Raw genomic sequence first — 16,487 nt, forward strand, 5'->3', positions numbered from 1 at the left:
CATGGCCGCGACCCAGGTCCTGAGGTCCGAGTGGACCAAGATCCGGTCGGTGGCGTCCACGTTGTGGACGCTGAGCCTCGCCGCCGTGGTGACCGTCGTGCTCGGTGCGCTGATCTCGCTGTTGTCCAAGAACGAGTTCGACAAGATGGACGCGGAGGACCGGCTCTCCTTCGACCCCACCTACATCAGCTTCGCCGGGATGAGCCTCGGTCAGCTGGCGCTGATCGTGTTCGGCGTGCTCGTGGTGTCCAACGAGTACAGCACCGGCATGATCCGCACCTCGCTCTCCGCCGTCCCGCGGCGCGGCACGTTCCTGTTCAGCAAGATGGCGGTGGCGACCGGGCTCGCCCTCCTCGTGGGCGTCGTGACCAGTTTCGTCGCGTTCTTCCTCGGCCAGGCGATGCTCGGCTCGCACAAGGCGTCGATCGGCGACCCGGGCGTCCTGCGCGCGGTCATCGGCGGCGGCCTCTACATGACCCTCATCGCCGTCTTCTCGATGGGCGTCGCCACGATGCTCCGCAGCCCGATGCTGTCCCTGGGCATCCTGATGCCGTTCTTCTTCCTGATCTCCGCCGTCCTCGGCAACGTCTCCGCCACCAAGAAGATCGGTCGGTTCCTGCCCGACCAGGCCGGCAGGAAGATCATGCAGGTGGTCACCCCGCTCGACGACGACGTACCGTACGGACCCTGGGGAGGGCTGGGCATCATGGTGCTGTGGGTCGTCGTCGCGGTGATCGGCGGGTACGTACTGCTGAAGAGACGCGACGCGTGACGGGAGGTTTTTACCCGCTCTTGAAGGGAACCGTCAGCGCACCGATATCCTCCTAACCCTTACGGGGGCGTGTGCCCCGACGTCCTGAACCTTTCGATGGGTGCGGAGAATGATCGAGGCAGTCGGCCTGACGAAGCGCTACGGCGACAAGACGGCCGTGTACAACCTTTCCTTCCAGGTCAGGCCGGGCTCGGTCACCGGCTTCCTCGGCCCCAACGGGTCGGGCAAGTCCACGACCATGCGGATGATTCTCGGGCTGGACAACCCCAGCGCCGGGCAGGTGACGATCGGCGGCTACCCGTACCGCAGGCTGCCCAACGCCCCGCGCCAGGTCGGCGCGCTGCTCGACGCCAAGGCCGTGCACGGCGGCCGGCACGCCCGTAACCACCTGCTGTGCCTGGCGCAGCTGTCGGGCATCCCCGCCCGCCGGGTGGACGAGGTGCTCGGGGTCGTGGGGCTGCAGGACGTGGCGAAGAAGCGCTCCAAGGGCTTCTCGCTCGGCATGGGCCAGCGGCTCGGCATCGCGGCCGCGCTGCTCGGCGACCCGCAGGTGCTCCTCTTCGACGAGCCGATCAACGGACTCGACCCCGAGGGCATCCTCTGGGTGCGCAACCTGATGAAGTCGCTGGCCGCGGAGGGCCGGACCGTCTTCGTCTCCTCGCACCTGATGAGCGAGATGGCCGTCACGGCGGACCACCTCATCGTGATCGGCCGCGGCCAGCTGCTCGCCGACATGAGCGTCCGCGACTTCATCTCGCACAACTCGGCCGACTTCGCGCGGGTGCGCACTCCCGGCACCGACCCCGCCCAGCGCGAGAAGCTGACGGCCGCGCTCACGGAGGCGGGCGGTCAGGTGATGCCGGAGCAGGACGGCGGGCTGCGCGTCACCGGGCTGCCGCTCCCCCGCATCAGCGACCTCGCCCACGACGCCGACGTACGGCTGTGGGAGCTGTCGCCGCACCAGGCGTCGCTGGAGGAGGCGTACATGCGGATGACGCAGGGCGCGGTCGACTACCGCTCCACCACCGACCAGCGCGCGGGACTCCAGCAGCAGCTGCCGCCGGGCGCGATGCCGCCGCCGCAGATGCCGGTGCCGGGACAGGGCCAGCCGGGCTGGTACGCGCCGCCGCCGCCCCAGCAGGGCGGGCAGCCGTTCGCGATGCCCCAGGGACAGCCGCCCGCGGGCCCCTACGGCGCTCCGGGTGCTCCGGGCGCCGGAGAGCCCAACCCGTACGCCCAGCCCGCTCAGCCGGCCTCCGCGCAGCCCGCGCCCGCGCGGTCCGCGCCCGTGGAGTCTCCGGCCGCCCCCGCGCAGCCCTCCTCCGCCGCCCCCGACCTGACCAAGCCCGAGGACGCCCGATGAGCACGCCCCAGCCGCAGACGCACCAGCAGGCCGCCCCTGCCCCGAACTGGCAGTCGGCCCCCGGGACTTCGTACACCTCGCCGATTCCGGTCACGCGCACCCATCTCGGGCACGCGCTCACCTCGGAGTGGACGAAGATCAAGTCGGTGCGCTCCACCATGTGGACGCTCGGCGTCTTCCTGCTCCTGGTGGTGGGGATCGGCCTTCTCGTGGCCGCCCAGACGAACGACACCGACTACGCGGACGTCCCCTACACGATCCCCGCGTTCTTCGGGCTGATCCTCGGGCAGCTCTGCCTGATCACCCTGGGCGTGCTGGTGGTCTCGTCCGAGTACGGCACGGGCATGATCCGTACGACGTTCACGGCCTCGCCCCAGCGCCACCGGGTGCTCACCGCCAAGCTGCTGATCTTCTTCGTCGTCGCGTTCGTCGTGTCGGCGCTCGCCATCGGGTTCGTCGGCCTGGTCACCTCGGGCATGCACGGCGGCGCCTCGGACAACGCGTGGGGCGGGACCGTCCTGATCGGCGCGCTGTACGTGTCGCTGCTCGGCGTGCTCGCGCTCGCCGTGGGCTCGATGCTGCGGCACTCCGCCGGCGCGATCACCGCGATGCTCGGTCTGGTGCTGGTCCCGGCGATCCTGCCGGCGTTCCTGATGATGTCCGAGAGCATGCGCACGGTCGGCGAGAAGATGATGGAGTACAACGCCCCGAACGCGCTCGCCAAGATCTTCGAACTCGACTCCGCGGACAGCGGCGGGGGCTCGCAGCTCCTCCTGCTCGCCGGTGTGACCGCGGCGGCGATCGCGGGCGCGTACGTACTCCTTGAGCGGCGCGACGTGTAATCCGACGTGAACGCCGCGTAGAGACTTCGCGCCGATGTTCTAGAACCTCGGCGCGTTCCGGGACCGCTGCACCCTCGTGGTGCGGCGGTCCTTCGCGTTCCAGCACGACTTGTGCCAGTGCCGGCGCTCCTCCACCCCGGAGTGCTCGGGCCAGGCCACCACGTGCGGGACGCCGGAGGGAATCTGCTGGTCGCAGCCCGGACAGCGGTAGGTCTTGCCCTGCGCGCTCGCTCCTGCCACGTGCCGTACGCTCCAGGACTCGCCGCGCCAGCTCTCGGCCGACTGCCAGCCGCCGTACCGGTCGGACGGATCCTCGTCCGCGCTCCGGCCGGAGCCACCGACGTGGGGACGGTTGCGACGCGGGGACACAGGACACCTCACGGAGCTATACAGGGAGCAGGGGCTGTGCGCAGCCTACGCGGAGCTCCCAGGGGTACGCGTACGTCACCAATCCCCACAGACCTCCGCACGGTCGGCCCATTCTCCAGACAATCCGCCAATCTCCCCGCCAAGCCGTGTCTTTGGCACGTGTCAGACGGTTATGCGGGATGGGGGAGCCTCGTCGGCACAAGGAGGCAGGAGCGCGATGCGCGTAGGTAGTTTTGTTCTGGCAGCCCAGTTCCCCGGTCAGGGACAGGGCGAGGCGCTGCACCGCGCGGTGCGGTCGGCGGAGGTCGCCGAGGAGGCCGGGCTCGACACGGTGTGGCTGGCCGAGCACCACTTCGTGCCGTACGGGACCTGCCCGTCGGCCGTGACGCTGGCGGCGCTGCTGCTGGGCCGCACCCGCCGCATCCGCGTCGGCACGGCGGTCAGCGTGCTGCCCACCGTGCACCCGGTGGCACTCGGCGAACAGGCCGCGCTGCTGCACGTGACCTCGGGCGGACGTTTCTCGCTCGGGGTGGGACGCGGCGGGCCGTGGGTCGACCTGGAGGTCTTCGGGACGGGCCTCGAAGCGTACGAACAGGGGTTCCCGGAATCACTCGATCTGTTGATGAGCTGGCTGCGTCGGCCGTCCGTGGCGGGCGTCTCCGAGCGTTTCGGCTTCCGTGAAGTCCCCGTCGTACCGCGGCCGTCGGAGGCCCTGTCGGGCGGTGAGAGCCCCGAGGTCGTCGTCGCGTGCACCTCGCCGTCGAGCGTCAGGATGGCCGCCGAGCGCGGGCTCCCGATGCTTCTCGGCATGCATGTGGGGGACGAGGAGAAGGCCGAGATGGTCGCGCTGTGGCGTACGTACGCGCTCGCCGCGGGGCACTCCCCCGACGACATCGCGGTCGCCGGCGCGTCCCATGTGTCGGCCGGTGTGGCACAGATCGCGGACCGGCGGACGGACGCCGTCGAGACACTGCAGAAGGCCATGCCGGGGTGGCTGCGGCAAGGGCTGGAAGCCCATGTCACGGTGGACGACCGCAAGCGCTCGATGCGCGATCCGGCGGCCTACACCGAACTCCTCTGCGGGCTGCACCCGGTGGGCACGCCCCGTCTGTGCGCGGACCGCCTCGCGGCGACCTCCGAGCGCACGGGGATCACCCGCTTCGCGCTCCTCGTGGAGGGCTCCGGCGATCTGGCCGCCACGGAGGAGAACGTACGGCGGCTGGGGGACGAGGTACTGCCACGGCTCCGGTGAGCTGCGGACCCGCGCACCGGCCCGAGACCACGACACCCCCGCCTCCGCGGACCCGGGGCCCGGGCCGAACGGGCCCGAGCCGCGGGAAGCTTGCCGCTCCCGCACAGAACACCTCCCGCGTACGGAGCGGCAAGCTCTGCGGCATCACCGCATCACCGCATCAGCAGTCCCGGAACTCCGGCGACTGGTTCAGCAGCTGACTGCGCACCGACGTGAAGCGGGTCAGGGTGTCGTCCACCGAGCCGTCCAGCGGGAACACTGCCACCCTGTGGCAGTTCTGGAAGGCCAGCCTCACCCCGAAGTGCCGCTGCAGCGCACCTCGTATCGCGTCACTCGCGAGGGCACGCAGCAGCTGGCCCCGCGCCTGCTCGTCCGGCGGAGGCGTCTGGTTGTCGGCGAAGTTGCCGCCGTCCACCTTCAGCTGAGCCACCAGGGAGCTGATCATCTCCCATGCGTAGGGCAGGGAGGTCCGGACGCAGTCGACGAATTCCGCTTCGTCGACCTCGCCTCGCTCGGCCTTTTCGAGTAGGGCCGGTGAGACGTCCAGCGACATGGGTTCTCCTCTCGCACCCCCTCGGCAGAGGGGGTTGACGGACAGGTAAGGAGACCGCGACGTCGGACACGCTGGGTACACGCATCGCGACCTCCCGTTTATACGGTAGGCAACTGTTCGTGGCCGCACCAGGACATTGGGCACACAGCGAAGACCCCACGTGCACACAACCGGCCACTTTCGAACAGGGCTTATCCGGGGAAACAGGGGCGACAGGGAAGGTGACGGGAAAGGCTCCGGTCAACGAGCCTCCTGGCCGGATCGCGCCGACCCGTGCCCGTCGAGTAGCGTTGCCGACCATGCGTCTCGTCATTGCCCGCTGCTCCGTCGACTACGCGGGCCGGCTCACCGCCCATCTCCCGTCGGCCCCCCGTCTCATCCTCGTGAAAGCGGACGGCAGCGTCTCGATCCATGCGGACGACCGGGCCTACAAGCCCCTCAACTGGATGTCGCCGCCCTGCACCCTGAAGGAGGGTTCGGGGGAGGACGAGGGTGTGTGGACCGTCATCAACAAGGCGGGCGAGAAGCTCATCATCACCATGGAGGAAGTCCTCCACGACTCCGCGCACGAGCTCGGCGTCGACCCCGGCCTGATCAAGGACGGCGTGGAGGCGCACCTCCAGGAGCTGCTCGCCGACCGGATCGAGATCCTCGGCGAGGGCTACTCGCTGATCCGCCGCGAGTACATGACGGCCATCGGCCCGGTCGACATCCTGTGCCGCGACGCGGAAGGAAAGACCGTCGCCGTGGAGATCAAGCGGCGCGGCGAGATCGACGGCGTGGAGCAACTGACGCGCTACCTGGACCTGTTGAACCGCGACCCCCATCTCGCGCCGGTCCGCGGCATCTTCGCCGCACAGGAGATCAAGCCGCAGGCCCGCGTGCTCGCCACGGACCGGGGCATCGGCTGCACGGTCCTCGACTACAACGCGATGCGGGGCATCGAGGACGACAAGCTGCGGCTGTTCTGACGAGGACCGGAACAGTTCGTACGGCATGACGGTGGGCCGGGACCTTTCACAGGTTCCGGCCCACCGTCATGCCGTGACGGACTCGCCCAGGCCTTGTGCGCGCCTGTTACGCGCCTCAGATCACCGTCGGCGACCCGGGCGCGCCGCCGCTCGCGGAGCTGCTGCTCGTGGCCGGGCCGGACGCGGGGCCGCTGGCCGAGTCGGAGGTCGACGGTTCGGACGGCGGGCTCTCGCTGGGCTCCCCGGAGGGCTCGGACGCGGTCGGCGTCGGAGTGGGCGTGGAACTCGTCGGCGGCTTCGTGGTGTCCGACGGCTTCGGCGAGGGCGGCGGCTTCGGCGTGGACGACGGCGGTTTCGTCGTGGAGTTGGTCGGGCTCGGCTCCTTCGACCCGCTCGGCTCGTCCGACGGCTCGCCGGTCGACGTCGGTGTCGGATCGTCCGAGGTCCCGAGGACGCCGTCCTCGCCCGGGTCGGTCGGACGGGCCGTCGAGTCCGCGTCGCCGCTGCCCTTCTTCGGACGGTCGGCGCCGAGCCCTTCGCCGTCGTCGTCCGCGCTGGCCGACGGGGTGACGCCGACCTTCTCCGACGGGGTGTTGTCGTCGGGGTTGGAGGTCGCGCCGAGCGTCACCACCGTGCCGAGCACGGCGGCGAGCAGCGCGCCCGCTCCGGCGGCCACCACATTGCGCCGGGCGCCGTTGACCAGGCCCTTCACCCCGCCTGTCTTCGCCCCGCCTGCCTTGGCCCCGCCTGCCTTGGCCCCTCCGGTTCCGGCCGAGGAGGCGGGCCCGGTGCGGTGCGTGACCAGTGTGGCGGGCTCGCCCGGTCCCTGCAGTGAGGGGACCATCGCGAGCGCGGCCGGTACGCCGCCGGGCGGCGACGCCGACTCCTCGGACCGCGCGTCGGGCACCTCCTCGCCGGACGTCGAGCCGATCCCCGCGGGCAGTGCCGGAAGTCCCCCCTGCCCGAACGAGGCCGGCAGGCTGGAGAAGCCCGAGCGGTCCGCGACCAGGGCCAGGGCGCGCCGGCCCGCGACGGTGCCGCGCTTGTCGGCGAGGGCACCGCGCAGGCCGACGGAGGCCTCCAGTTCGGCGCGGGCCCGGTCGAGCTGTCCGCCGCAGAGCGCGAGGATGCCCAACTCGTGGTGGAAATAGGCTTGATCCGAGACCTCGCCGGCGAGCCGGGCGGCCTCGCTCCCGGAGCGCAGCGCGCGCTCCCAGGCGCTCCAGTGCAGTCCCGCGGCGAAGGCGGGCGCGGCCGTCCGGGCCAGCTCCACCGCCGTGGCGCTCTCCTCGTCCTCGGCCGGCGGCACGGTCAGCGGCACCAGGGCGGCCAGTGCGGCGAGCACGGCGTCCGCTTCGGCGCAGACCCGCTCCGGGGTGACGGACGGGTGCCCGGCCCACCAGGCGTAGTGCCGCGCGGCGGCGCGGGCCGTCTCCTCGGCGTCCGAGGCGTATCCCGCGCTCTCCAGCTGGGTCTGCACGCCGGCCGCGAGCCGGTAGTGCGATCCGACCGGGGTGACGAGCGCGCAGCCGACGAGTTCCGCGAGAGCGGCGTCCGCGTGCGTGTGTCCCACGATGGCAGGCAGATGCGCCTGGTGCGGCACCTCGCCCCCCAGGGCGACGGCGAAGCGCAGGGTGGCGCGGGCCGACTCGCTGAGCCGGGAGGCGAGCAGCGCGGCGGGCGCGGCACCCTCGGCGAGCGAGGGCAGCGGTACCCCGCGGCGGTCCTCGGTGCCGGACTCTTCGGTGGACACGTCGGTGGACGCGTCCATGGGTGCGTCCATGCGGGTGCCCGTGGGCGCGTCGTCGTACTCACCGGAGTAGCGGCCGAAGTCGTCGAAGGCCGCCGGGTCGCTGCTCAGCTGGTCGCGCTGCCGCAGCAGGGCTCCGGCCTGGACGAAGCGCAGCGGGAGACCCTCGGACTCGAACCAGAGGTCGCCCGCCCAGTTGGCCTCCTCCTCGGTGAGGACCCGGCCGACGGCACGCTCCAGCAGTTCGAGGCCGCCGGCGCGGCCGAGACCGCTGAGGAAGACCTCTTCGAGGAGCGAGTCCGCGACCGGCGCGGCGATCTCGGGCGTCGCCGAGACCAGGAAGGCGCACTCGGGTGTGGCGTCGAGCAGGTCTTCGAGCGCGTTGCCGCCGAACTCCACGTCGTCCAGGACGACGACCGCGCCGATCTCGTGGACGAGTGCGAGCAGTTCGTCCTGTTCCGGCCGGTACGACGGAGCGTCGTAGACGGCGGAGAAGAGGTCGTGCAGCAGATCGTCGGCCGTGCGGCGATGGCCGCTGAGGCGGATCACGCCGTCGGGCGCGAGGTCCGCGCAGTCGTCGGCCACGGCGTCCAGCAGAACGGTGCGGCCCGAGCCCGAGGGCCCGGTGAGCCGTACGGAACGTCCGCGCGCGAGCAGCCGTACGAGCCGCTCACGCTCCTCCTGGCGCTCCAGGAGCGGCAGTCCGGGCCCCGGCGCCCCGGGCGGCACGGGCGGCCGTGCGGAGCGGGTCTGTTCGGTCCGCTCGGCGGCGCTGAACTTCGTGGGCCGCGGTGGCCGCTCGCCCGGCGGGCGGAGCTCGATCTCGCTGCCGTCGACGGGATTGACGGTGAGCAGATGGTCGCCCGCGACCAGTTGGACGGTGCGGGCCGGTGCGGGCGTGTGCTGGACGCCACTCTGCCCCAGCGCGTGCGTCAAAGGCTCGCGCGGTGGGCGCTGTCGTGGCGCCGAATCGTCGTCATGACCGTGGTCTTCGGGTCCCCGGTTCATCGGGTCCATAGGTCCAAGCCCCCCAAAAGCGTCGTGTGCGAGCCCCCTCCGGCCTGCCGCACACCGCGCTGTCGCTTCTGGTCCGGTGCCCACTGACGGGTTCATCAACACGCGGGCACGCGAACCCTAAACCTTCGCACAGTATCCAGGAACACACGGGGTACCGTGCCGTCCGAGACGTCACAGCTTCGTGAGGATTGTTCGCGAGGTACGGGTTTCGTACGCCGCTTCCGATCCGGTCTTCGCCGTTTGCGGCAGTGACGCGGAGCCTCACACCCGCGGCAGTGATTCGACCCCGATGCCACCCTCGATCGCGAGGATGCGGTGAAGGCGGGTGGCCACCAGCAGGCGCTGCATCTGCGGCGGGACGCCGCGCAGCACAAGCCTCCGGCCGTACCGCCCCGCCCGTCGGTGGACTCCCATGATGACACCGAGGCCGGTGGCGTCCCAGGAGTCCAGCTCTGACAGGTCGAGCACCAGGTCGCCGACGCCGTCGTCGATGGCCGTGTGCAGGACCGTACGGGCGTCCGCCGCGCTGCGGACGTCGAGGCGGCCCCCGACGACCAGCTCGGCGTGGTCGCCCCTGATGTGCATATGCGCTCCCCGAGAGTGCGTTTTTCGTACTCGGCGTCTTCGTCGTGCCCTGTGGTGCCAGGTGGTGTCAGGCGTTGTCAGGACTGACTGCCGTACCGGGGCAGAAGTTGCCGTCCGTGAGCGAACCGATACCCAAACCACCCTGACGAGTGACGGTGTGACGGGCCGTGGATCACCGCGGAGTCGGTACGTGCGTCAGTAGGTGTAGAAGCCCTGCCCGCTCTTGCGTCCGATGTCACCGGCGTCAACCATCCGGCGCATCAGTTCCGGCGGCGCGAACTTCTCGTCCTGGGACTCGGTGTAGATGTTGCTCGCCGCGTGCAGCAGGATGTCGACACCCGTGAGGTCGGCGGTGGCGAGCGGTCCCATGGCGTGACCGAAGCCCAGCTTGCAGGCCAGGTCGATGTCCTCGGCGGTGGCCACGCCCGACTCGTACAGCTTGGCCGCCTCGACGACGAGTGCCGAGATGAGCCGGGTGGTGACGAAGCCGGCCACGTCGCGGTTGACGACGATGCAGGTCTTGCCGACCGACTCGGCGAACTCCCGGGCACTGGCGAGCGCTTCGTCACTGGTCTTGTATCCGCGGACCAGTTCGCAGAGCCGCATCATCGGCACCGGCGAGAAGAAGTGGACGCCGACGACCCGCTCCGGGCGCTCGGTGGCCGCCGCGATCTTGGTGATCGGGATGGCGGAGGTGTTGGAGGCGAGTACGGTCTCGTCCTTCACCAGCTTGTCGAGCGTACGGAAGATCTCGTGCTTGACTTCCAGCTTCTCGAACACGGCCTCGACGACGATGTCGACGTCGGCGACCGCGTCCAGGTCGGTGGTCGTGGTAATGCGGCCCAGCGCCTCTTCGGCCGCGCCCGCGTCCAGCTTCCCCTTGCTCACGAACTTGTCGTACGAGGCCTTGATGCCGTCGGTGCCACGGGTCAGCGCCGCGTCGGTGACATCCCGCAGGACGACGTCCCAGCCGGCCTGTGCGGCGACCTGGGCGATACCGGACCCCATGAGTCCGGCCCCGATGACGGCGAGCTTCCCTGCCACTGTCCGACTCCCCTGCTGCTTCTCCCCCGGGGTCGCGTCGATGTGCGGCGACCGCCGCGCGACCCCGGACTCCGGCCGGCGGGAGGCCGACCGGGACGACTGGCGTTGACATCGCGAGGCAGCCCCGAACAACACGCCTTCGAGTTGCCTCTCCGGCGGACCATAGCGCTCGTGAGGTGCCGTGTGACCGCTAAGTAACGCGCGTCACGTCTCATCTGACGGACATCACACCGGGAGGCTCATTCCGCCGCCCGTACGGCGTAGTTGAGGACCTTCTCGCTCAAAAGGTCCTCCATGCCGTCCAACAGCGTCAGCACCTCGCGGGAGACCTCGGCCGGATCGCGCCCGGCGACCATCTCGCGCCCGACGGTGCTCATGACCGTCTGCTGGAGCCAGCCGATCTGCCCCGCCATCAGTCCGGGCGTCGGATCGTCCGGCGCGGCGCCCGTCTCCTCGCGCAGGGTGTCCGCCAGGTGGTCGTGGACCTCCTGCTGGAGGCTCCACAGCCGGGAGCGGAGGGCGGGCGCGTCGTGGATGACGCGCATGAACCGGTCGTAGCCCTCCATCAGGCCGACCCGGGGTGAGACCATCTCGACCTCCTCGCGCAGCTCGCGCAGGACGGCGGCGGCCGCCGACTCGCCCGGGTCCCGGCCGCGCACCCAGCGCGAGAGCCGGTCGATCACCCCCCTGCTGCGGTCGAAGAAGAGGTCTTCCTTGGCCTGGAAGTAGTTGTACACGGTGTTCACGGACACATCGGCGGCTTCCGCGACGTCGACCATCGTCACGGTGACGAAGCCGTGCTCCAGGAACAGCCCCGTGGCGATGTCCGAGATCCGCTGCCTGGTCTCGCGCTTCTTCCGCTCCCTGAGCCCCTCTGCCATGGCCTCATCGTAGGCCGGGCCCGTTTCATTGGTCTCTCTTAAACTTTGGGGTCATTGCAAAATTTAAGTGACTCTGTTTTTCTTGGCGCATGCCCATCATCAGCACGGCCGGCCTGGCCCGGACCTTCCAGACGAAACGCGGCCCCGTCGAGGCGGTCCGCGGCATCGATCTCACCGTGACGCCGGGCGAGATCCTCGGCCTCCTCGGCCCGAACGGCGCCGGCAAGACGACCACGCTCCGGATGCTCACGACCCTGCTGGCCCCCACCGGTGGCGCCGCCACCGTCGCGGGCCACGACCTGGCCGGCGACCCGGCGGGCGTCCGCCGCGCGTGCGGGTACGTGGCGCAGTCGGGCGGGGTCGACCCCCAGGTCTCCGTGCGGGAGGAACTGGTCACGCAGGGCCGTCTCTACCGCCTGACGAAGCAGCAGGCGGTCGCGCGCGCCGACGAGTTGGCCCTCGACCTCGGCCTGACCGACCTCCTCGACCGCAAGACGTCGGCGCTCTCCGGCGGCCTGCGCCGCCGGCTCGACATCGCGCTCGGCCTCGTCCACCGCCCGAAGGTGCTGTTCCTCGACGAACCGACCACCGGCCTCGACCCGGCGAGCCGCGCCGACCTCTGGGACCTCGTCCGCCGCCTCCGTGACGAGCACGGCACCACGGTCTTCCTCACCACGCACCACCTCGACGAGGCGGACGCCCTCGCCGACCGGCTCGTGATCGTCGACGGCGGGGTCGTGGTCGCGGAAGGCACGCCGAGCGCGCTCAAGCTCCGGTACGGGGGTTCGATCGACGCGACGCTCCAGGACACGTTCCTGACGATCACCGGCCGCACCCCGGAGCCGGCGGCCCCCGCAACCGCCTAGCCGTCCAGCCGTCCAGCCGTCCAGCCGTCTGACTTACGAGGTCGTGACCGACATGCTTCTCCAGGACACCGCGCTGATCTTCGAGCGCTATCTCCGCCAAACCCTGCGCTCCAAGTTCGCACTGCTCTTCGGCGTACTGATGCCGCTGCTGTACCTGCTCTTCTTCGGCCCCCTGCTCACCGGTCTGCCGCTGGGCGGCGGCGGGAGTTCCTGGCAGGTCCTGGTACCAGGACTGCTGCTCCAGCTCGGCCTGTTCGGCGCCGCGTTCGCCGGATTCATGATCATCGTCGAGAAGAACCACGGGGTCGTGGAGCGGATGCGCGTCACCCCGGTCAGCCGGCTCGCGCTCCTGCTCGGCCGCGTGCTGCGCGACACGGCCGTCTTCGTCTTCCAGGCCGTCCTGCTGGTCCTGGCCGCCGTGGTGATGGGCCTGCGCGCACCCGTGGCGGGCATCCTGATCGGCTTCGCCTTCGTCGCCCTCCTCACGGTCTCGCTGGCCTCGCTCTCCTACGCGCTGGCCATGCGCATCAGCTCACCCCACGCGTTCGGCCCGACGATCAACGCCCTGACCATGCCCTCCATGCTCCTGTCCGGCCTCATGCTGCCCATGTCGCTGGCACCGGGCTGGCTGGACGGCCTCTCGCACGTCATGCCGTTCCGCTATCTGGTGGACGCGATGCGGGACGCGTACGTCGGCTCGTACGCCACCGCCTCCATGGCGTACGGGGTCCTCGTGGCCGTCGGCTTCGCGGGACTCGCCGTGACAGTGGGCACACGCGTGTTCCGAACGGCCGGGGCGTAACTACGCTGGCCGCATGGTCAATCTGACGCGCATCTACACCAGGACCGGCGACCAGGGCACCACCGCCCTCGGCGACATGAGCCGCACCGCCAAGACGGATCCGCGGATCTCGGCGTACGCCGACGCCAACGAGGCGAACGCGGCCCTCGGCACGGCGATCGCCCTCGGCGACCTCGACGAGGAGATCGTGAAGGTCCTCTCCCGCGTCCAGAACGACCTGTTCGACGTGGGGGCGGACCTGTCGACCCCGGTCGTGGAGAACCCCGAGTTCCCGCCCCTGCGCGTCGAGCAGTTCTACATCGACAGACTGGAGGCGGACTGCGACCGCTTCAACGAGCGGCTGGAGAAGCTCCGTTCCTTCATCCTCCCCGGCGGCACCCCCGGCGCGGCCCTCCTCCACCAGGCCTGCACGGTGGTCCGCCGGGCGGAACGCTCGACATGGACGGCCCTGGAGTCCCACGCCGAGGTGATGAACCCCCTCACAGCCACCTACCTCAACCGCCTCTCGGACCTCCTCTTCATCCTGGCCAGAACGGCGAACAAGGAGGTGGGGGACGTGCTGTGGATCCCGGGCGGCGACCGCTGACTCCCGCGTCCGGGGACGCGGCTTTCACCTCCCAGGGGCGCGAGGAACAACGCAACCTCTGCCCCCTAGGGGCGGCGCGAGGAACAACGCAACCTCTGGCCCCCCTAGGGGCGCGGGGAACGGCGCAGTCCTTTCGCCCTTGGCCTGTCAGAGGCGCGAGGAACAGCGCAACCTCTGGCCCCCCTAGGGGCGCGGGGAACGGCGCAGTCCTTTCGCCCTTGGCCTGTCAGGGGCGCGGGGAACAGCGCATTCTCCGGCCTTCAGGGGCGCGGGGAACTGCGCAGTTTTTCGCTTTTGGGCCAGACCAGATACGTCAACGCCACCACCCCATGGATCCCGGCCGCCCGCCAAGCCACATACCGCCAACTCTCCAGCGACCCGACCCGCCCAGGGTCATCGACGTACCAGATCGCGAGCTGAAGCAACCCGGTCGCGACGGCGGCCCCCACCACCGTGCCCAGCCACACCACCCCTTCGTGCCGCGCCCGACCCATCCCGTACCTCGGCGGCCCGGCCGGCCGAGGCCCCCCGCCGAGCCGGTGCGCCGCATGCCCGTCGAGCCACCTCACGGTCCGATGCCCGTGCCCGACGGTGTACCCGATGTACAGCGCGGCCAGCCCGTGCGTCCAGTTCGGCTCGGCCCCGGCCTTCAGATCCAGCGCGGTGACCACCAGCAGCACGACCTCAAGCAGCGGCTCGCACAGCAGCAGCGCCAGCCCCGTGCGGGGCATCTTCAGCAGATAGCGAAAGGCGAGCCCCCCGGCCAGCAGCACCCAGAAGCCGACCTCGCACACAACGATCAGCGTGACGATCACGACGAACTCCTCTCGGTCACCCTCCAAGGCTCGCGCGGGAGGCGTCGTCGATCGTCATCGGCAGTGACGAAGTCGTGCTGCATCCTTCGATGTACTCGCGGACCGTCCTGCGGCATCAGGCGACGAGCGGGCACGGCGTGTTGGATGGAGTCATGGCCCTCCGACAGCCCCGCCCGCACCGCGACGACGTGCGTATCGCACTCGCGGGCCTGCTCGGCGGACTCCTCCTCTGGGGCGCCGGTCTCGGCACCCGCCCGGCCACGGAGGACTTCGTGCTCTGGTCGGGCCGCTGGCCGATCCTGCTGCCGCTCGTCGTGATCGCGGGCTGCGAACTGCTGCGGCGCACCCACCCGCGCACCGGCCTGCTGGTGGGCGTCGCCGCACTGACCCTCGACACCGTCACGCAGGGCAACCTGGCGACCGTCGTGATGTTCACGGACCTCGTGTACGCGGCCGTCCTGTACGGCCCACCCGCCACCGCCCGCCGCGTCCTGTGGGGCAGCGGGGCGCTCACGGTACTCGGCACGGTGGTGCCGTTCGCCGTCTGGCGGGTCCCGGAGGCGCTGCTGGTCGGCGTGGTCATCGGTGTCGTGGCGTTCACGCCCGGCGCGACCGGCTGGGTGGTGCGCAACCACCGCGACGCCGCCGAGGCCGCCCGGCTGCGCGCCGAGCAGACCGCCCTGCTCGCCGAGATCGACCGCGTCCAGGCCGTCACCGCCGAACGCGCCCGGATGGCGCGGGAGTTGCACGACATGGTGGCCAACCACCTGTCGGCGATCGCCATCCACTCCACGGCCGCGCTCTCCCTCGACGACCCGGACACCTCGAAGCAGGCCCTCGGGGTGATCCGCGAGAACAGTGTCGAGGGGCTCGCCGAGATGCGCCGCCTCATCGGCATCCTGCGTGACAGCAGCGGGGACACCGAGCCGGCCGCCGCGCCCACCCTGGACGGACTCGCCTCCCTGGTGGAGCACGCCCGCGGCAACGGCCTGGACGTCACCCTCGACTGCGCCCACACCGCGCTCCCGGCCCCGGTCGAACTGGCCGCCTACCGCATCGTGCAGGAATCCCTGACCAACGCCCTCAAGCACGCCTCCCCCGGCCGGGTCACCGTCTCCCTCGTCCAGCGCGACCATGCCCTGGAGGTGTGGGTGACCAGCCCTTTCGGCGAGGTCCGCCGCGACGGCCCCCGCGCCCCCGGTTCGGGCGCGGGACTGATCGGCATGCGCGAACGGGTCGCCCTGCTGCAGGGCACGTTCGAGGCCGGACCCGAGACCGGTGGAGCGAAGGCCGGCCCGCAGAACACAGCGGGCGGCGGCACCTGGACGGTCCGCGCCACCCTCCCGATCACCGAAGGAGAAACCGCATGATCCGTGTGCTCGTCGCCGAGGACCAGTCCGCCGTACGCGCCGGCCTCGTCCTCATCCTGGGCAGCGCCCCCGACATCGAGGTGGTCGGCGAGGCCGCGGACGGCGAGCAGGCGGTGGCCCTGGCCAGGGAACTGCGCCCCGACCTGGTCCTGATGGACGTCCAGATGCCCCGCCTGGACGGCGTCGCCGCCACCCGCCAGGTCGTCGCCGAGGGCCTCGCCGACGTCCTCGTACTGACCACCTTCGACCTCGACGCGTACGTGTTCGGCGCGCTGCGCGCGGGCGCCGCCGGCTTTCTGCTGAAGAACACCGAGGCCCGCCAACTCATCGACGCGGTCCGCACGGTGGCGGGCGGCGAGGGCCTGATCTCGCCCGCGGTCACCCGCCGCCTGATCGCCGAGTTCGCCGCCCACCCCGTACGGGAGCCGACGGCCGACCCCTCGGTCCTGGACACGCTGACCCGGCGCGAACGGGAGGTCTTCTCCTGCCTGGGCGAGGGCCTGTCCAACGCGGAGATCGGGGTACGTCTCGACATGGCGGAGGCGACGGTGAAGACACACGTCAGCCGCCTCCTGGGCAAACTGGAGCTGCGCGGCCGGGTGCAGGCGGCGGTACTGGCCCGGGAGTTGGGCGTGTAACAAGTAGTCGC

The 16,487-nt window shown here is 70.8% G+C and carries 17 protein-coding genes; 10 read left to right on the forward strand and 7 right to left on the reverse strand.

Annotated features, from left to right (window positions below; translation table 11 throughout):
- Position 1: 1 nt before the first annotated feature.
- From ACIOKD_RS34495 to ACIOKD_RS34505, 3 genes are all read left to right on the forward strand, one after another.
- Positions 2-772, forward strand: coding sequence for an ABC transporter permease (locus tag ACIOKD_RS34495; RefSeq protein WP_402091823.1), 771 nt, complete (start codon positions 2-4; stop codon positions 770-772).
- 109 nt (positions 773-881) lie between these two features.
- The gene (locus tag ACIOKD_RS34500) at positions 882-2,135 is read left to right on the forward strand and encodes an ATP-binding cassette domain-containing protein (RefSeq protein ID WP_402091826.1); all 1,254 of its coding nucleotides are present in this window, start codon (positions 882-884) and stop codon (positions 2,133-2,135) included.
- Positions 2,132-2,977, forward strand: a complete 846-nt coding sequence (locus ACIOKD_RS34505; protein ID WP_402091828.1) for an ABC transporter permease — start codon at positions 2,132-2,134, stop codon at positions 2,975-2,977. The genes ACIOKD_RS34500 and ACIOKD_RS34505 overlap by 4 nt, the downstream gene beginning before the upstream one ends.
- 39 nt (positions 2,978-3,016) lie before the next feature.
- On the opposite strand, the gene ACIOKD_RS34510 is transcribed toward ACIOKD_RS34505, so the two are convergent.
- The gene (locus ACIOKD_RS34510) at positions 3,017-3,346 is read right to left on the reverse strand and encodes an ATP/GTP-binding protein (RefSeq protein WP_402091830.1); all 330 of its coding nucleotides are present in this window, start codon (positions 3,344-3,346) and stop codon (positions 3,017-3,019) included.
- A gap of 217 nt (positions 3,347-3,563) precedes the next feature.
- Between ACIOKD_RS34510 and ACIOKD_RS34515 the strand changes: the two genes are divergently transcribed.
- A complete protein-coding gene (locus ACIOKD_RS34515; RefSeq protein WP_402091831.1) occupies positions 3,564-4,598 on the forward strand; it encodes an LLM class flavin-dependent oxidoreductase in 1,035 nt (344 codons plus the stop codon).
- 160 nt (positions 4,599-4,758) lie between these two features.
- Here the strand turns inward: ACIOKD_RS34515 and ACIOKD_RS34520 are convergent, their stop codons facing one another.
- Positions 4,759-5,151: an SCO5389 family protein gene (locus ACIOKD_RS34520; protein WP_107021284.1), complete on the reverse strand. Its 393-nt coding sequence runs from the start codon at positions 5,149-5,151 to the stop codon at positions 4,759-4,761.
- A 299-nt stretch (positions 5,152-5,450) separates the two neighbouring features.
- Here ACIOKD_RS34520 and nucS point away from each other — a divergent pair, with 299 nt between their 5' ends.
- On the forward strand, positions 5,451-6,122 hold the full coding sequence (gene nucS / locus ACIOKD_RS34525) for an endonuclease NucS (RefSeq protein WP_402091833.1): 672 nt from the start codon (positions 5,451-5,453) through the stop codon (positions 6,120-6,122).
- A gap of 115 nt (positions 6,123-6,237) precedes the next feature.
- On the opposite strand, the gene ACIOKD_RS34530 is transcribed toward nucS, so the two are convergent.
- From ACIOKD_RS34530 to ACIOKD_RS34545, 4 genes are all read right to left on the reverse strand, one after another.
- Positions 6,238-8,889, reverse strand: coding sequence for an ATP-binding protein (locus tag ACIOKD_RS34530; protein WP_402091835.1), 2,652 nt, complete (start codon positions 8,887-8,889; stop codon positions 6,238-6,240).
- Between the two features lie 261 nt (positions 8,890-9,150).
- Positions 9,151-9,474: an STAS domain-containing protein gene (locus ACIOKD_RS34535; RefSeq protein WP_402091837.1), complete on the reverse strand. Its 324-nt coding sequence runs from the start codon at positions 9,472-9,474 to the stop codon at positions 9,151-9,153.
- 195 nt (positions 9,475-9,669) lie between these two features.
- Complete coding sequence (locus ACIOKD_RS34540) at positions 9,670-10,518, reverse strand: 3-hydroxyacyl-CoA dehydrogenase family protein (protein ID WP_402091839.1); 849 nt, start codon at positions 10,516-10,518, stop codon at positions 9,670-9,672.
- Between the two features lie 239 nt (positions 10,519-10,757).
- Positions 10,758-11,399, reverse strand: a complete 642-nt coding sequence (locus ACIOKD_RS34545; RefSeq protein WP_402091841.1) for a TetR/AcrR family transcriptional regulator — start codon at positions 11,397-11,399, stop codon at positions 10,758-10,760.
- An 89-nt stretch (positions 11,400-11,488) separates the two neighbouring features.
- On the opposite strand from ACIOKD_RS34545, the gene ACIOKD_RS34550 reads away from it, so the two are divergent.
- From ACIOKD_RS34550 to ACIOKD_RS34560, 3 genes are read left to right on the forward strand one after another with little or no spacing between them, the layout of a single operon-like run.
- Positions 11,489-12,265 (forward strand): ABC transporter ATP-binding protein, encoded by a 777-nt coding sequence (locus ACIOKD_RS34550; RefSeq protein WP_402091843.1) that lies wholly within the window; start codon positions 11,489-11,491, stop codon positions 12,263-12,265.
- Positions 12,266-12,317: 52 nt separating this feature from the next.
- Positions 12,318-13,067 (forward strand): ABC transporter permease, encoded by a 750-nt coding sequence (locus ACIOKD_RS34555; protein WP_402091924.1) that lies wholly within the window; start codon positions 12,318-12,320, stop codon positions 13,065-13,067.
- A 13-nt stretch (positions 13,068-13,080) separates the two neighbouring features.
- Positions 13,081-13,653, forward strand: coding sequence for a cob(I)yrinic acid a,c-diamide adenosyltransferase (locus ACIOKD_RS34560; RefSeq protein ID WP_402091845.1), 573 nt, complete (start codon positions 13,081-13,083; stop codon positions 13,651-13,653).
- Positions 13,654-13,913: 260 nt separating this feature from the next.
- On the opposite strand, the gene ACIOKD_RS34565 is transcribed toward ACIOKD_RS34560, so the two are convergent.
- Positions 13,914-14,468 carry a hypothetical protein gene (locus tag ACIOKD_RS34565; RefSeq protein WP_402091846.1) on the reverse strand — a complete coding sequence of 185 codons (555 nt, stop codon included), beginning with the start codon at positions 14,466-14,468 and terminating at the stop codon, positions 13,914-13,916.
- A gap of 152 nt (positions 14,469-14,620) precedes the next feature.
- Here ACIOKD_RS34565 and ACIOKD_RS34570 point away from each other — a divergent pair, with 152 nt between their 5' ends.
- Together ACIOKD_RS34570 and ACIOKD_RS34575 are read left to right on the forward strand one after the other, a co-directional pair.
- The gene (locus ACIOKD_RS34570; RefSeq protein WP_402091847.1) at positions 14,621-15,838 is read left to right on the forward strand and encodes a sensor histidine kinase; all 1,218 of its coding nucleotides are present in this window, start codon (positions 14,621-14,623) and stop codon (positions 15,836-15,838) included.
- Positions 15,835-16,476 (forward strand): response regulator, encoded by a 642-nt coding sequence (locus ACIOKD_RS34575; protein ID WP_402091848.1) that lies wholly within the window; start codon positions 15,835-15,837, stop codon positions 16,474-16,476. Before ACIOKD_RS34570 ends, ACIOKD_RS34575 begins: the two co-directional genes overlap by 4 nt.
- Positions 16,477-16,487 lie beyond the last annotated feature (11 nt).

The sequence above is a fragment of the Streptomyces sp. NPDC087844 genome (assembly GCF_044742785.1).
Taxonomy (GTDB): Bacteria; Actinomycetota; Actinomycetes; order Streptomycetales; family Streptomycetaceae; genus Streptomyces.